Below are 14,780 nucleotides of genomic sequence, written 5' to 3' on the forward strand. Positions count from 1 at the left end.
TTCGCTGGCCATCGGGGCTGGTTTTGGGGTGAGCTCACAAGGCCGGTTTCTTTTCAGTTTACGACGGACCGGGAAGACGGGTACGGGTCAGCTCTGCGTTGCGGATATCGGCTATGTATTCCGACCGCTCCATCGGCGGTTCTCCTAGTATTCGCCGCTTCTCGTTTTCCTTTTCTTCAAGCGCCAAGAGATCAGGCGTCATATTTTCATCTCTTGATGGCTCCAGAGACTCGAAGGTCAGCGACACGCACGCATACACCTGGCTCTCATAGATATCCGCCTTGCACCCATCGCACTCCAGGACGATCGGTTTGAGGGACAGGCTCTTCAAAAGACGCGGGTTCAAGCGCACCATGTGTATTCCTCCGGTTTGGGGTTTTCGGTGATATGTCCTGTGACAAGGGGTTTCGGTTTCGGCGGCCGCTTCCGCTCGGCGGCGCGGAGGATCTTCTGGGCGGCGCGCTGGATGCGGTTCATGGACTGCTCCAGATCCTCCACTCCGCCCTGGAGCCAGTTCCGGTCCTCCCAGTAGGCGATATAGGTCGGGGCCCGGGTCGGCAGCCCGAGGGCCCGGGCCACGATATAAGCGACCGACTCCGCCTCCATCTCGTAACGGGCCTTCAGAAGTATCCTGATGACCTGATAGGCCACGTCACTGGTGTCGCCGCCGCATTTCTTCAGCAACTCCTCGTTCTGAGGGGCGTGCAGAATTTCGTGCGCCAGCTCATGGATCAGCACCAGCGACCTGCGCAGGGAGGAGAGCGTCAGGTCCACTTCGACCCGCCCGCCCCACGAACGGCCTGAATAGTTCCCGCCCGGCTCCTTTTTGGGCTCAACCGCGATACCCAGATGGGCCGCGCCGTTGAGCAGCCGGTCCCACCACGGGGTTTCCCCCTCCACCGACCAGCTGATCGTCGGCAGCGGCTCCCCCTCGGTCTGGGAAATATCGTAGACGCGGCCCAGGCGGAAACTGACCGCACAAACTACCCGGATCGGGAATTCACCCGGTTTCACCCTGCGGCGGTAACTTTTCCAGACCCGTTCACTGGCTACCCGGGTCGCTTCCGGGAATTGCTCGTAGATCCAGAGGATATTGCTGAAGGAATACCGGTTAAAGGCGGCGCACGTTTCCAGCCAGATCAGCCACTCATCCGAAAGCCGCGCCGCGTCGGTCTCCTGCGCCAGGTCCTGAACCCACTGGTGAGCCTTTTCGCGGACCCGCTGCCGGGCCTGCCGGATCTCGAATCCGGCCTCGGGCACCGCTTCCGTCGTGGCCGATGAGCCCGCCAGAAGCACATCCCGTCTAGCTTCGCGCTCGGCCCGTAGCCTCTGCCCCCATGCCTTCCGCGTGGCCCGCATCTCTTTCCGCCCGTAATTCGATCCGATATTCCGTCTGATCGCCATAACCGCACCTCCATTGATATAGTCATTATAAGGGATGCCTGTGACAGGTAGTGTCACAAATCTGGATGGGTTCTAAGGGCCATTTGGAGGGGTTATAATGATAACGGGACCGGCGACATGATTTGTCATTCGGGGCCGCTACACTGGCGGCCTGTCAGCGAAGGTCGTACCAGACCCCGCGGCCACTGCCGTGCTGGTTCAGTGTGCCCTGTTCGACCAGTGTCCGGAAATGCTGTTTGAGCGTGTTGCGGCTGGCGCCGGTCAGCTTGATCGCCTCGCCGATGGTGACCCGGCCGTGCTCGCGGGCGAATTCGACGATCCGGAGCGACAGTTCGGGCATCGCCGCCAGCACGATCCTTTCGCGCTCGACCTTCTTCTCCAGCCGCCTGACCTGCTCGGACAGGGATCGCAGGAAAAACACGAGCCACGGCTGCCAGTCCGGCGCCCCGGTACGGATCGTACCCTGTGTCTGGCGCAGGGCCAGATAGTAAGCTTCCTTGCTCTGTTCGATCACGCTTTCCAAGGAGCTGTACGGCACGTAGGCGTAACCGGCCTGCAGGAGCAGGAGCGTTGTCAGCGCCCGGGAGAGCCGGCCGTTGCCATCCTGGAACGGATGGATCTCCAGAAACACAACAATGCAAAGGGCGATGACCAGCAGCGGATGCAGACGGGCTGCCTCCCGTTCCTGCCTCACCCAGGCCACCAGCTCCGCCATCAGCCGGGGCGTGTCGAACGGCGTCGCGGTCTCGAATACGACGCCGATCTGCACGCCGGTCTCGTCGAAGGCGGCTACACTGTTCGAATTCGTCTTGTAATGGCCCCGATGCCGGGTGTCCTTCTCGCTGTATTGCAGAAGGATCTGGTGCAATTGCTTGATGTGATTCTCGGTGAACGGAATGTCCTGCCAGGACGAGAATACCAGATCCATGAGTCCCGCATAGCCAGCCACCTCCTGCTCATCACGGGTGGCGAAGGACCTGATCTCCAGGTTCGCCAGCAGCCGTTCAACCTCCCGGTCGGACAGCTTGCTGCCCTCGATACGCGTGGAGGAGCCGATGCTCTCGATGGTGGCCACGCGCCGCAGGGCCGACAGCCGCTCAGGCGCGAGTGTGCCCAAGGCGCGCCAGGTACCTTTGAATTCGTCGATCCCGGCAATGAGGCCCAGGATCTCCGGGGTGATCTGAATGGTGTCTGCCCGAAGCATGAGCCAATACTACACCCATTTACACCCATTTCCGAGCAGCATCATTATGGCCGGTTTTCACACAATCTACCGGGATTGAGCTTATATGACGGTAACGAGCCCAATAATGGGGGGGGGGATTCCGGAACCCCAGTCGAAGACACATCCTGTCACTCGCCCGGCTATATTCCCGCTTACGAGCATGCCGCTTAAACTTCTCATCACCGATCTCGACCACACGCTCTGGGACTGGGCGGGGTATATCGTGCCGTCGCTGAAGGCGATGGTGGGGTCACTCGAACGGACGACCGGCTATCCCCGTCCGTTCATCATCCGGTCGCTCCGGCAGGTCTATGGCCGCTACCAGACCACCGAATACGCCTTCGCGCTCCAGCAGTCGGATATCTGGACCCGCTGGCGAAAGCAGCACGGAAACGATCTCGACGGTTTCCTGGAGAACGTCGTGGCCCCGGCCGCCCTCGCCTACGCCGCCGAACGGAAGAAACGTTTTTGCCTGTATCCTGGCGTGAAAGAGACGCTTGAGCAGATCAGGCAATCAGGTGTGAAGATCGTCGCTTTATCCGACGCGCCGAGATTTCCTGCCGAGCAGCGGCTGAAGCGCGCCGGCATCGACGGCGTGTTCGACGCGCTCTATTGCCTGAAGTCCTATCCGATTCCGAAGTCCGGCGGCCGCCACCGGGTCGCGCCGTTCATTGTCGTCAAAGAGAAGTCCGGCCACTACCGGTCGAAGGTGAAACGGGTCATCGAGCTGCCACCCGCCTGGGAGAAACCGGACCCGCGTGGACTCAGGAAAATCCTGAAATCGTTCGGCGTAAAGCCGGAAGAAGCGATCCTCGCCGGCGATTCCCTCCGGAAAGACGGGGCCGTCGCTCACGCCGCCCATGTTCCGTTCTACTGGGCACGCTACGGAACCGGGATCCCGGCCAAGGCCCTTGAAGAACTCTCCCTCTATACCCCCGCCGCCGTCCGGCGGCGGAACTCTTCACCGCCAGCGGGAGAAGTGCACAGGAGGGGAGAACTGGCTTCGTTCGGGGATCTGCTGAGATGTCTCCCCTCAGCCTGATCACCCGTCCCGGTTGCAGTTACAAAATCAATACCGGAACAGAAGTGCCAGCACCCTCCCCCCTCCCTCGTACTATCCAGCTGGCCATGAGCCGGTCCCCAGTATGGGAATCGGGATGATAGAGGAGTGACCCGCCCCGCCTCATATCAGCCTTATGCCCCCACAGGGCGCACATGGCTTTCCTTTTTTGTCCGGAAACCTACGAACTTCTACGAACTGGCTCGGAGATTTTCCTGTAACTGGAGGGGGTTAAAGAGCCGGACTCTTAATCAGCGGGTCGCCGGTTCGAGCCCGGCATCTCCCACCACACCTTCCCCCGCCAATTAACCCCTAGGTATCCCTGTCAGATTGCAGGTTTGGGTCCATCGCGGCCGGTTCCGGCTAAAACCGTCCGAACTCCTGAAAAACGGGAGCGGATGACTTTGGGACAGCGAGTAGAACACGTCCCTCATCTGGCTTTCCTGGTCGCTCCGGTAGGGATGATCGCCCGGACGCCGCGCTCCAGTATCCGGTCGAAAACCCCCGGCTTTCCGCCATGAATTGAACCGGTGATAGACCGGCTGCCACTCGCCGTACCACTCCGGCATGTCCCGCCACGGCATCCCCGCCGACAGCACCCAGAACGTCCCGTTCATGACCGTTCGCGGGTCGTTCAGCGGGCCGCCGAACCCCCGTTTGAGCAGTAAATTCTCGATCAGCCTGAACTGGTCTTCCGACAAATCGTACGGCGGGCCATCGGTGCATCTCTCCTGCACCCCCACTCCCCGCCACGGGTAAAAGATTCGTGCCGGAAGTACAAGCACTTTTCAGTCAGAGCCTAGCTACTTTCGGGATACCGCCACCAGATTGTCAAGAATAGAAATTCCATCCTATTCTGGAGATCCTGTTTCATGTTCTAGTGCAACCACATCCGGCGGGATTCGATGGATATTGGTTTTGAATCGGCTGCGGGTTGGCTGGTGCCGGCATTACTGGCCGCACTGGCTGGAGCCCTGATTGTCTGTCGGCGGATTTATACCGGATCCCGGACGCTCGAAGCCGAACTTGTCCGGGGGCAGCACCGCCTCCGGATGGTTCTGGAAACCCTGCCAGACCTGTACTTCATCCAAACGGCTGATGGCGTGTTTCTGGAGTGGTACGCATCAAATCCGGAGATGCTTGCACTGCCGCCGGAGCAGTTCGTCGGGCGCTCAATGCGGGAAGTACTGCCGGCCGATCTTTGCGAACTGTCGGCGCAGGCGTTCCAGGAAGCCCGGGCCCAAGGCGCTGCCACGCCGTTTGAATACGCCCTGAAGTTCCAGGGCATGGAACGGATCTACGAGGCCCGGGTTTTTCCCTACGGAGAAAAGGAGTTCCTGACAGTAGCCCGGGATATTACGAACCGCCGGCGCATGGAAGAAGGGCTTGTGCGGTCGCGGGAGTTTCTCCAGGACATTCTGGATTCCCTGGCTTCTTCTATTGCCATTCTGGACTGGAACGGGGTGATTCTGTCGGTCAACGCTGAATGGAACCGTTTTGCGTCCGAAAACGGCGGCAATCCACAGACTTGCGGTGCCGGGGCCAGTTATCTGAAGGTTTGCCACCGGGCCAATGGCCCGGGATCGGAAGCGGCCGGAGTGGTCGCGGCCGCCATCGTGGATCTGGCGGCGGGAAACCGGGACCGTTGCGAGGTTGAATATCCCTGCCACGGAAACGGAGAGGACCGCTGGTTCGTCGTGCGGCTGAGCAGGTTCAGCCATCATGGTCAGGTCCGCATTGTTGCCGCGCACACCGACATAACTGCGAGGAAGCAGTCCGAGATGGCTCTGGCCTCCACGTTCCGGCAGATACAGCAGATCAAGCGCGAGTGGGAAGCAACCGTCGACACCCTGCCGGAACTGGTTTGCCTTCTTGACAACTCGGGCCGCGTGGTACGTGCAAATCGGCGCATGCTCGACTGGGGTATTTCAACTTTCGCGGGACTGCCGACACGGCCGCTACCAGATCTGATTTTCCGTGATGCCGGCCCAGGCCCCACTCTCCTGTGGAGCGAGGCATGGAACCGGATGAAGGCAGAGGGAGTCGGTGGATTTGATCTGGATACACCAGTTTCCGGCCGGTACCTGAAGATCGACCTGAGACCGGTCAGCCAGGAACTCGGCTCCACGGGAGAAAGTCTGGTGCCATATGCGGTTGCTACCGTTTATGACATCAGCGCACAGGTGAAAGCTGCCCAGTTACGTCAGCAGCTTGAAGAGCAATTACGTCAGGCGCAGAAAATGGAGATCGTCGGACAGCTGGCCGGTGGGGTGGCGCACGATTTCAACAACCTGCTGGTTGTCATCAACGGATATGCGCATGTGCTGATGGCCCAGCTGGACCCGTCGTCACAGATGTGGGAAGACGCCCGGAGCATTTTTGAAACCGGCGAACGTGCGGCCGCCCTGACTCGCCAGCTTCTCACGTTCAGCCGTCAGCAGATCGCCGAGCCAAGACTGCTCAATGTGGGTGAGGTCGTCGGGGGAATGGAAAAGATTCTCCGCCGCCTGATTCGGGAAAACGTGGTCCTGCATTTCAACCTAGAGGCTGGGGGCTGGGAAGTCAGGGCTGATCCCCGCCACCTGGAGCAGATAGTCGTGAACCTGGCGCTGAACTCACAGGATGCGATGCCCGAAGGCGGTACACTATCCATTTCGGTCCGGGAAATGGTGGATGGCGACGGGCAGGTGCGGTTCGTGGTGCTGGAAACCTCTGATACCGGAACGGGAATGCCGGCACATGTGAAGGCGCGCATCTTCGAGCCGTTTTTCACCACGAAGGAGGTTGGCAAGGGTACGGGGCTCGGCCTCTCGGTGGTCTACGGTATTGTGCAGGGGCTCGGGGGACATGTCGAGGTGGACAGCGAGGAAGGCAGGGGAACCCGGATTCAGATACGGATTCCTGCTGTCGCTTCGACTGAGGCAGCGGATGAAACCGATGCCCCGCCACTGCCCTCTGGCGGGCAGGAAACGATTCTGGTGGTTGAGGATGAAGAAGCCGTCCGGCAGGTCGCGGTCCGGACACTGAAGGGGCTGGGATACCAATTACTTGAATCATCAAGCGGTGAAGATGCCCTACGGATCGCTGCCGCACATCGGGGGGAGATTCACCTGCTGCTTACGGATGTCGTGATGCCTGGCATGAGCGGCATCGCACTGGCAAGAGCCATCCAATCAGTCCGGCCGGGAACCCGCTATCTGCTGGTTTCCGGGTATGCGGGTGACGCCCTGAATGCACTGCCCGGCGTACCGGAACGGCATCTCGTCCTGAAGCCATACCGCCCGGATGACCTCGCCCGAAAGATACGTGAGATACTGGACGGTCCGGTCGAACCGGTCCCGGAAGCGAATCCAAATATTCCTTGAATATCAAAGCAATATGGGGCGGGCACTACCAAAGCATGTCTTTCCAGAAGCCAAGGTTCCGGTTTTGATATGACCCAGCCTTCCTGAAGCCGGCAATCCTTCAAACCTCGACTGACGCCGCTTTTGCAGGGTCTTCCGCATCGGGCAACCACATCATGGGGGTTGCCGTATCGGCAAAAATCACTTGCCGGCGGCCGGACTCCTTGGCGCGGTATAATCTGCGGTCTGCAACCTTCAGAAGATCATCCAGGCTTTCGCCATCCGCGCCGAATGACGCCACTCCTGCACTGAAAGAGCATCTGAAATTGCCTCCATGATCGTCCGGGAATGCAAGCTCACAGAATTCGTTCAGGAGCCGATCAATAATCTGGCCAGCAGTTGCTGCGTTCTGGCCGGGCAACATGAGAACAAACTCCTCGCCACCCCACCGCCCTCGAAGGTCTTCCTTCCGGAATCGCAACTGCACAAGATGCCCAAAACCGGAAATTACGCGGTCGTCAGCCAAATGTCCCCGCTGATCGTTCACCTGCTTGAACCGGTCGATATCAATCAGGCACAGGGACACGGGCCTGTCCCTCCGCCGTGCGTCAGCAAGGATGACCTGGGCATTTTCGGCAAAAGGCCGGCGGAGAAGCAGGCCCGTCAGCGAATCCTTTGCAGCCAGTTCCCTTTCGAGCCGGGCACGATCCAGCCGCACCTTGATCCGGGCCAGCAACTCCGCTTCCACGAATGGCTTGCTGACATAGTCGTCCGCACCGGCACGAAAGGCCGCCAGCCGCACATCAAGGCCGGTCAGTGCGGTCGTTACGATTATGGGCAGGTTTCTCCATGCGGTTGACTGGCGAAGCAGCTTGCAAATATCAAAACCGCTGACTCCAGGCATCAGGATATCCAGTATCAGAAGTCCAGGCCGCACTTCCGACATCGCCTCCATGATGTGGGCAGTAGACGTTAGAGTATATGTTGAAAAACCGTTTCGGGTCAGAATATTGCTGGCAAGTACAGAGAACCGTTCGTCATCATCCACAATCATGACCGGTATGCCTGTGTTTAGCCTCGCATCCCTGAACTCCCTGAAGGTGCCACGGACAGTCTCCAGATCAAGTGGTTTCTCCAGAAAACGCGCTGCGCCAAAATGGACAGAATCAATACGGTCCTGAAAGCGGCCTGCCATGCCGATAAACGCAACCGGCACATCCGGAAATACCCTGGTCAGATTCATGGCCTCACGTCTGTCCTCCGGACCGGGCAGTTCGAAGTCTATAAAGAGCCCTTGCAGCTTGCCCTGACCCTTTTCGATTGCCAGAGCATCAGCCAGTGTGGCGGCCACCAGCGAACGGACTCCAGCTTCAAGGCAGCAAGCCTCAACCGCCCGAACGACATTCCTGTCTGTCGAGATGACAAGCATGGTCGCTGCTTCCACTCCCAGACAGTCCTCATGACTCTCTTTTCCCTCTTCTGGTGAAATGGCCGCACATGAGCTGGAGAACCGCGCGAGACGTAGTTTAGCAGTTTCGGCAAGAACTCCGCTCTCAGGCGCAGCCATGAGTTCGACCAAGACGTCCTCAAGCTCTGCCGCAGCGGTTCCAACTTCCAGAAAACCGTACAATGCGGCTGTGCCCCGGATATTGTGTACCTTGATCCGTGCGTGGGCTACGTCGGTTTCGGAATACCCAATGTTGAGCAATCGTGTGACCACATGCTCAAGTTCTTTGACAACGTGGACCAAGGAACCTTGGAACTCCCTGTGCAGTTCATTGATCTCAGGATCATGCAGGCCTGCAATACACTTCACAGGTGGTATGGGCTTTTTCGGAAGCAGCATCTCTATCTGTTCCACCAGGACCGGAATCTGAACCGGCTTGTGCACCACGAGCATCACACCCAGATCATTGGTCAGGAGCTGATAGCTCTTGAAATCCCTCCAGAATGAAGAGACAAATACCACCGCGACCTGGCACCCGCTGGAGCGAATGCCGGCTATCCAGTCCAGCCCATTCGTATCCGGCAGAAGACCGTCCACAACCACCAGATCAATAGTGCAATGCCTAAGATGTTCGGTAGCCTCCCGCCCGGTAGCGGTGGTAGTGACGTCATGGCCAGCCAAACGGAACTGTGCCGCCAGTGGTTCGGAAAAATGACGGTCGTCTTCCAGTAGCAGAATTGATGCCATGCCTTACCCTCAAACCTCGCTCAAGCCGCCACGCTAGATATTTCTGGTTGAACCGCCGCCCGTACGTCGGCCAGGCCAGCGGCATTTGATCTGCGGCGGGCAAGGATCTGTTCGACGTTCTCAACCAGAGAGGCAGGAATGAAAGGCTTTCGAATCGTGGCGATTGCGCCTATGGATCTGTAGAAATCTGCCGCTCCGGCATCCGAAGCGGCGGTCAGGAAAGCGACCGGAATGCTAGCAGTAGCCGCCGACTTGAGAATGTATTTGAGCGTCTCAGGTCCGCTCATCACTGGCATGATTGAATCCAGCAGAATCAGGTCAGGAAGATTTTCACCAATTACCGCGAGGCCTTCCACTCCGGAGGCCACTGAAATGACATCCATTTTCCCGATTCTGCGCAAGGAGATTTCCACCAATCGCCGGACGAACCGGTCATCATCAATCACGAGAATCTTGGGTTGGATGCTTCCAAGCATTTTGTTTCCCTTTTAAGTCCAAGCTCCCCCTGGCATTTTGGAAGTGTGGGCTGGAGCGGGTTCTTCCCGGTCATGAAACAGGCAAGAGAGATCAATTGAACTCCTTGGAGCCGCTCCCCGCGGTCGCCAGCCGGATCTCACGGGCATCCCGGAGATCTGGACCCAGAAACTGCCGGTTGAGGAAGGTCATCGCTATCGGCATGCTCGAGAAGCTCCCCAGAGGCGTCAGCGATGCGGTGAAGGGACCGGACTCTGTAACCCTGTGCTCCAGCCAGATGAGATGCAGCTTTTCCAAGCGAGCTACCGCGTCCATGACCTGGGTACGTGTCAGTCCGCTTTCCCGGGCGAACTCCCGAAGACCCGCCCGGTCGTGCTTGTTCAGCACCGTCAGCAGCATCATGTCGCTGCGCGTGACAGGAACGTCCAGAATGATAGACAGTTCCCGGGCCCCGGCATCGAGACGGGCATAGTCTTCTTCGCGGCCCCTGGGCGGCTGAAGGCCATCGAACAAGCCGGTATGCACCCCCGCCGCCTCGGCTGTCACCGGGCTCATCATGGCGGTAACACCAATAGATATGGGGTTTGTCCCCACCGCACTTATCGCGACAATTTCAGCACCCGCACAGGCCTGGAGCAGCAGAATGGAAACCGTACCAAGCATCCGGATCGGCGATTTGAAGAAACAGGCTTTCATGGTCATTCTCCCCGGGGTCTCAGGCCCCATGCACGCCACGACTAATACAAGCGCCGTGCCATCCGGCGAGGGACTTGTAACTCGTTGATTGGGCGAGGATTTCGTATTTGTCCGGATCGCAAGGCCCTCGATCCACTGGGTCAACGGCAACCCTGGTTTGCTTTATGTGGTCAGCAATTACCCCGCCCCTGGAGGAAAAAGTTACGTCAGTAGTCGTAACCAGAAGCCGTTTGCGTAAAAACGCAAATGCACAAGCTCCAGACCAGAAGCTGTGGCTGATTAGGTGATGGTATATCGATTCAGCCGGACACTGAGCTGCGCAGCAAGTATCCTTCCGGATAAAGTGCCCGATCCGGAGACGTATCGCGCTCAGGCTCGTGCGCCAGCCGCCGACGAATATCCACGGTCAGGCGGTCAGGCTGAAAACTACCCTTGGCGAGCATTTCCAAAACATCGGCCTTCGACAGGTAGAGGTCCACGCCATCCCGGACCCCGCAATAGGGATCCTCTGTATCCGGGCTTCCAGTCATCACAACGGTCATCGGCCGGGAATCCGCAAAAGCTCCGCGCGCTGCGATCCGTTCGCAAAAATCGAAGCCCGATGGGCCCGGCATGATCTGGTCGGCAAATATGATATCGGGACGAGCAAAGGGCACCAGTTCCAGTCCCTCGCGGGCATTTGCGGCGTACCACACCCGATGCCCGGCCTGCTCAAGGGGTTTTCCCAGACGGCGGCGAAAGAACGGGTCGTCGTCAACGATCAGTGTCCGTGGGTTCCTCATTTCTGGATACGCTCCATTTGTCCGCAGGTTTCCCAGGCCAGTCAGGACGCAAGTGCGATCACCGGAAGCGGCTTGAACCGGGCCACATGACGATTGCCTGCTTCATCCGGAACCGCTCCGGCCAGCCAGCGGGGCTCCTGCTCGCTTACCAGCCGCCGGCGAATATCGTGAGGAAGTCTCTCATTCTGGAAAGCCCGGCTATCCATGAGACGGATAAAATCCCTCTTGGACATGTAAAGATCGACTCCGAAATCAGTCGCATGAAAATGGTCGTTCGCTTCCGGGCTGGCCGTAACGACGAAAGTCCAGGGGCCGTCCTCTTCGCTTAGCGGTGGCCTGGCCAGGCTGCATACCTCGATACCGGTCAAATACGGCATCAGTTCGTCGGCCACCACCACATCCGGGCGCACCCGGCGGCAAATCCGCGAGGCCTCTTCGCCATTCGCGGCCGTCCAGACCCGGTGACCTTCCTCATGCATGTGGTCTGCCACCACTTTCACAAAAAACGGGCTGTCATCAGCTACAAGGACTCGCAGTTTTCTCATGGCAATCTCCCAACTCCTGGAGATGCTCAAGCAAACCGCGGGCCCTTCATGATGAGATGGACTGCCGAAACGAGAGAATGCACGAAAATCTAGATATCCTCTTTAAAATCAAGTGGATGGGCGATTTTCAAATTCGCCAATATGATCAGGCCTTGAGGTGGGAGCCCCGGTTTCCACCATTTTCCTGCTGCCAGAGGGGAGGTTCGCAGTCATAAGAAACCCGGGGTGGGTAGGTAAGCAGCGGCCTTATGCTTCTGGATCGCCTTCATCTCCATTTGCATCTGACCCGTGCAAGCCGCTCTTCTGGAGCAGACGCCGGAAATTGCTTCGATCCATGCCGGCCAGCGAAGCCGCCTTGGAAATGTTCCCGTCCGCCTGTTTCACCATGTAACTGAGATAGGCGGCATTGAACTGCTGGAGAAAGCGGTCCTTTTCATCCTGGTAGCTCCCGCCAAACGGGCCTGCCATGTCCATTCCTCCAGGAATGGCCTCGCCAGCAGTCAACGGGCCGGGTGATGCAGCCGTGCCGGGAATCCCCTGGACCGCAATCAGTCCACCCTTCCCGAACACAACAGACCGTTCCACCACATTCTTCAACTCACGGATATTGCCCGGCCAGGAATAGCTGCGTATCGCCGCCATGCCCTCTGGTGTGAAACCTTCAGCAGGCTTACCGTACTTTTTCGCAAACATCTGGAGAAACAGGTGAGCAAGCAGCTCGGCATCTCCCGGCCGGGACCGGAGCGGCGGGGCCTCGATGCGGATTACATTCAGCCTGTAGAACAGGTCCTCCCGGAAGGTCTTCTTGCGGACTTCAGCCTCAAGATCACGGTTGGTGGCTGCAATGATCCGGGTATTGACAGTACGGGTCTGGGAGCTTCCCACCCGGCGCACTTCCCCTTCCTGTATGGCTCGCAGCAGCTTGGCCTGGAGCTGAAGGGCGAGTTCGCCAATCTCATCCAGAAAAAGCGTGCCGCCGTCAGCCGCCTCAAACAGGCCGGCACGGGGCTTGTCGGCACCGGTAAAGGCCCCCTTTTCGTGGCCGAACAGTTCCGATTCGACCAGCGTTTCAGTAAAGGCCGAGCAGTTGGCTATGACAAACGGCCCATCGCGGCGTTCCGAATGCTCGTGGAGCGACCGGGCAAGAAGTTCCTTGCCAGTTCCGCTGTCACCGGTAATCAGTACCGGAGCACCGGTCGGCCCAGCCGTCTCCACCAGGCGGCGAATCTCCTCAATCTGGGAGCTTTGACCCAGGATCATTGCTGCCGCCGGCTGGTTTGACTGCTCCAGTTCCCGCGCCTTGCGGCGCAGCCGGACCAGTTCTCCGGCACGCTGGACAAGGAAAACAAGCCGCTCGGCATCGAACGGTTTCAATAGGTAATCATAGGCTCCCTCGCGTACCGCGGTAATCGCCTGCGGCACGTCGCCATGGGCCGTGATAAAGATGACCTCCGGTTCGCCGGGTAGTTTCCGATAGTCCGAAAGAGCATCGAGTCCCGTGCGGCGCGGCATCGAAACGTCAGAAACCACGACATCCACTGTTCCGTCAGGAAATCCATTTAACGCCCGTTCCACATCCGGGAAAGTCCGCACACTCATCCCTTTCCCACCCAGAATACGCGAATACAGGGTCAGGATGGCCTGCTCATCATCGACCAGGGCGACAACCAGCGGAGTATCAAACTGCATTCGCCGGGAAATCCTTCCGATGGATCCAGTGGAGCTTGGACTTGTGAAAGGAACTGTAGCCTTATCAGAATGTAGTAGCCAGCCATGAAATCCCGTTATCCGGATCGTCATGGACTGCCTCGCTGTTCCCTGCGCGGCCGGCATCAGACACCCGGCCTGATATCCAGAAATTCTCCCAGGCGGCTCAGCACATCCACCAGCACGGAAAGTGGCCGCCTCCACCTGTCACCGACGGAGTCACGCGCCCCCCTCGACAGCAGTTCAAGCTCCGTTTCGGCCCGGCCCGCCATCATGCCAATACTCTCAAAACCGAATATCCCAGCTCCACCGGCGATTGAATGGACAAGGCGGTGGAGCTTGCGGGCTTCCCCGGGCTGCGGCCGGGCGGCACCAGGTGCCAGAAAGGGCTCGCACAGGCTGGCCGTTCGCACCGCCTCGGTCAGGAATTCGATCTGGAGATCGTCGATATTGTCGCCAACTCCCTGTGCAATACCGAAGGAACGTGCCGGGGTGTCCGCGAGAGCCTGTGTAGCAGCGCCTTGCATGACTGGAATCCTCCGTTGACCTGCCTTCCTGACTCAACCGCCAGCGGGGCGGCGCCGGTGGACTAAAGCGAGATCCGGGTATCGGGTTCCGGCTGCATCCCCCAAGACTTCGTTTCGTAGGCATAGACCGCTGCATCTGGCGGAATGGCTCCGGCAGTATTCACGCTGCCATCGATCCGGGCGCCGCGCAGATCGGCCCCAGCCAGCCGGGCGCCTTCCAGCCGGGCGCCGCGCAGATCGGCGCCGCGCAGATCGGCGAAGGAGAGGTCCGCATTCTCCAAGTTGCTGCCCCGCAGGTCGGCCCCCTGAAGTTTGGATCGTGACAGATTCGCACCACTGAAGTCGGACCCACTGGCCGCAGTCTCATTGAGAACAGCGAATCTCAGGTCTGCCTGAATGAACTTCACGCCCGAGATATCCCGGCCAGTCAGATTGGCAGCGGCAAGCCGGGCTCCCTCGCAGGAAAACCCCGAATCCAACAGGATATTATCGTGACACATCAAACGTCCGTCGAGACGGGTATGCATGTTGTCCGCGACGATCGGTCCCTTCATCGCACACCCAGACGACAGGGCAATGTGCAGTAAACCGATGATGGCCGTAATGACGACGTTGAAGGCCAGTTTCGTTTCGATGGTTCCGGTTTTCATGATCGCAGTCTCCTCGACTGTGCCAAGAGCAACCGGAGTGCCATCGCTTACAAAAGGATGGCGACGAATATGAGGGAAGAGCTGCAAGCCCATGGAAATCCTTGGATATCCGGATTTTCCATCTGCGGCAGGCAACCCGTTTTTGATCTGCTAGGATCCCTACTTTCCCGGT

General features: G+C 58.9%; 14 protein-coding genes. 2 read left to right on the forward strand and 12 right to left on the reverse strand.

From position 1 onward, the window contains the following. Positions 1–58: 58 nt before the first annotated feature. The 3 genes from KIT79_08340 to KIT79_08350 form a co-directional block, all read right to left on the reverse strand. A complete protein-coding gene (locus tag KIT79_08340) occupies positions 59–355 on the reverse strand; it encodes a hypothetical protein (GenBank protein MCW5829309.1) in 297 nt (98 codons plus the stop codon). Further along, a complete protein-coding gene (locus KIT79_08345) occupies positions 343–1,404 on the reverse strand; it encodes a hypothetical protein (GenBank protein MCW5829310.1) in 1,062 nt (353 codons plus the stop codon). Before KIT79_08345 ends, KIT79_08340 begins: the two co-directional genes overlap by 13 nt. Before the next feature lie 154 nt (positions 1,405–1,558). Further along, positions 1,559–2,608 (reverse strand): Fic family protein, encoded by a 1,050-nt coding sequence (locus tag KIT79_08350; protein MCW5829311.1) that lies wholly within the window; start codon positions 2,606–2,608, stop codon positions 1,559–1,561. Between the two features lie 181 nt (positions 2,609–2,789). Here KIT79_08350 and KIT79_08355 point away from each other — a divergent pair, with 181 nt between their 5' ends. Further along, positions 2,790–3,671 (forward strand): HAD family hydrolase, encoded by an 882-nt coding sequence (locus KIT79_08355; GenBank protein MCW5829312.1) that lies wholly within the window; start codon positions 2,790–2,792, stop codon positions 3,669–3,671. 323 nt (positions 3,672–3,994) lie between these two features. On the opposite strand, the gene KIT79_08360 is transcribed toward KIT79_08355, so the two are convergent. Then, complete coding sequence (locus tag KIT79_08360; protein ID MCW5829313.1) at positions 3,995–4,474, reverse strand: transposase; 480 nt, start codon at positions 4,472–4,474, stop codon at positions 3,995–3,997. Positions 4,475–4,594: 120 nt separating this feature from the next. Between KIT79_08360 and KIT79_08365 the strand changes: the two genes are divergently transcribed. Next, entirely contained in the window at positions 4,595–7,054 is a 2,460-nt protein-coding gene (locus KIT79_08365) for a PAS domain-containing protein (protein ID MCW5829314.1), read from the forward strand. Positions 7,055–7,154: 100 nt separating this feature from the next. Here the strand turns inward: KIT79_08365 and KIT79_08370 are convergent, their stop codons facing one another. The 8 genes from KIT79_08370 to KIT79_08405 form a co-directional block, all read right to left on the reverse strand. Continuing rightward, complete coding sequence (locus KIT79_08370; GenBank protein MCW5829315.1) at positions 7,155–9,227, reverse strand: response regulator; 2,073 nt, start codon at positions 9,225–9,227, stop codon at positions 7,155–7,157. A 20-nt stretch (positions 9,228–9,247) separates the two neighbouring features. Then, positions 9,248–9,673, reverse strand: coding sequence for a response regulator (locus KIT79_08375; GenBank protein ID MCW5829316.1), 426 nt, complete (start codon positions 9,671–9,673; stop codon positions 9,248–9,250). Between the two features lie 121 nt (positions 9,674–9,794). Further along, a complete protein-coding gene (locus tag KIT79_08380) occupies positions 9,795–10,397 on the reverse strand; it encodes a MarR family transcriptional regulator (GenBank protein ID MCW5829317.1) in 603 nt (200 codons plus the stop codon). Positions 10,398–10,696: 299 nt separating this feature from the next. Then, a complete protein-coding gene (locus KIT79_08385) occupies positions 10,697–11,179 on the reverse strand; it encodes a response regulator (protein MCW5829318.1) in 483 nt (160 codons plus the stop codon). Positions 11,180–11,220: 41 nt separating this feature from the next. Then, positions 11,221–11,724 carry a response regulator gene (locus KIT79_08390; GenBank protein ID MCW5829319.1) on the reverse strand — a complete coding sequence of 168 codons (504 nt, stop codon included), beginning with the start codon at positions 11,722–11,724 and terminating at the stop codon, positions 11,221–11,223. A 246-nt stretch (positions 11,725–11,970) separates the two neighbouring features. Continuing rightward, on the reverse strand, positions 11,971–13,413 hold the full coding sequence (locus tag KIT79_08395; protein ID MCW5829320.1) for a sigma-54-dependent Fis family transcriptional regulator: 1,443 nt from the start codon (positions 13,411–13,413) through the stop codon (positions 11,971–11,973). A gap of 143 nt (positions 13,414–13,556) precedes the next feature. Next, complete coding sequence (locus KIT79_08400) at positions 13,557–13,958, reverse strand: Hpt domain-containing protein (protein ID MCW5829321.1); 402 nt, start codon at positions 13,956–13,958, stop codon at positions 13,557–13,559. 62 nt (positions 13,959–14,020) lie between these two features. Next, on the reverse strand, positions 14,021–14,608 hold the full coding sequence (locus tag KIT79_08405; protein ID MCW5829322.1) for a pentapeptide repeat-containing protein: 588 nt from the start codon (positions 14,606–14,608) through the stop codon (positions 14,021–14,023). Positions 14,609–14,780: the final 172 nt, after the last annotated feature.

Source organism: Deltaproteobacteria bacterium, assembly GCA_026129095.1.
In the GTDB taxonomy this organism is placed as follows: domain Bacteria; phylum JAGRBM01; class JAGRBM01; order JAGRBM01; family JAHCIT01; genus JAHCIT01.

Bases quoted from the DNA above. Each gene is read 5' to 3' on its own strand.
- KIT79_08380 (MCW5829317.1), bottom strand. From the start codon at position 10,397: ATGAAAGCCTGTTTCTTCAAATCGCCGATCCGGATGCTTGGTACGGTT.
- KIT79_08395 (MCW5829320.1), bottom strand. From the start codon at position 13,413: ATGCAGTTTGATACTCCGCTGGTTGTCGCCCTGGTCGATGATGAGCAG.
- KIT79_08345 (MCW5829310.1), bottom strand. From the start codon at position 1,404: ATGGCGATCAGACGGAATATCGGATCGAATTACGGGCGGAAAGAGATG.
- KIT79_08340 (MCW5829309.1), bottom strand. From the start codon at position 355: ATGGTGCGCTTGAACCCGCGTCTTTTGAAGAGCCTGTCCCTCAAACCG.
- KIT79_08400 (MCW5829321.1), bottom strand. From the start codon at position 13,958: ATGCAAGGCGCTGCTACACAGGCTCTCGCGGACACCCCGGCACGTTCC.
- KIT79_08365 (MCW5829314.1), top strand. From the start codon at position 4,595: ATGGATATTGGTTTTGAATCGGCTGCGGGTTGGCTGGTGCCGGCATTA.
- KIT79_08350 (MCW5829311.1), bottom strand. From the start codon at position 2,608: ATGCTTCGGGCAGACACCATTCAGATCACCCCGGAGATCCTGGGCCTC.
- KIT79_08370 (MCW5829315.1), bottom strand. From the start codon at position 9,227: ATGGCATCAATTCTGCTACTGGAAGACGACCGTCATTTTTCCGAACCA.
- KIT79_08390 (MCW5829319.1), bottom strand. From the start codon at position 11,724: ATGAGAAAACTGCGAGTCCTTGTAGCTGATGACAGCCCGTTTTTTGTG.
- KIT79_08385 (MCW5829318.1), bottom strand. From the start codon at position 11,179: ATGAGGAACCCACGGACACTGATCGTTGACGACGACCCGTTCTTTCGC.
- KIT79_08405 (MCW5829322.1), bottom strand. From the start codon at position 14,608: ATGAAAACCGGAACCATCGAAACGAAACTGGCCTTCAACGTCGTCATT.
- KIT79_08355 (MCW5829312.1), top strand. From the start codon at position 2,790: ATGCCGCTTAAACTTCTCATCACCGATCTCGACCACACGCTCTGGGAC.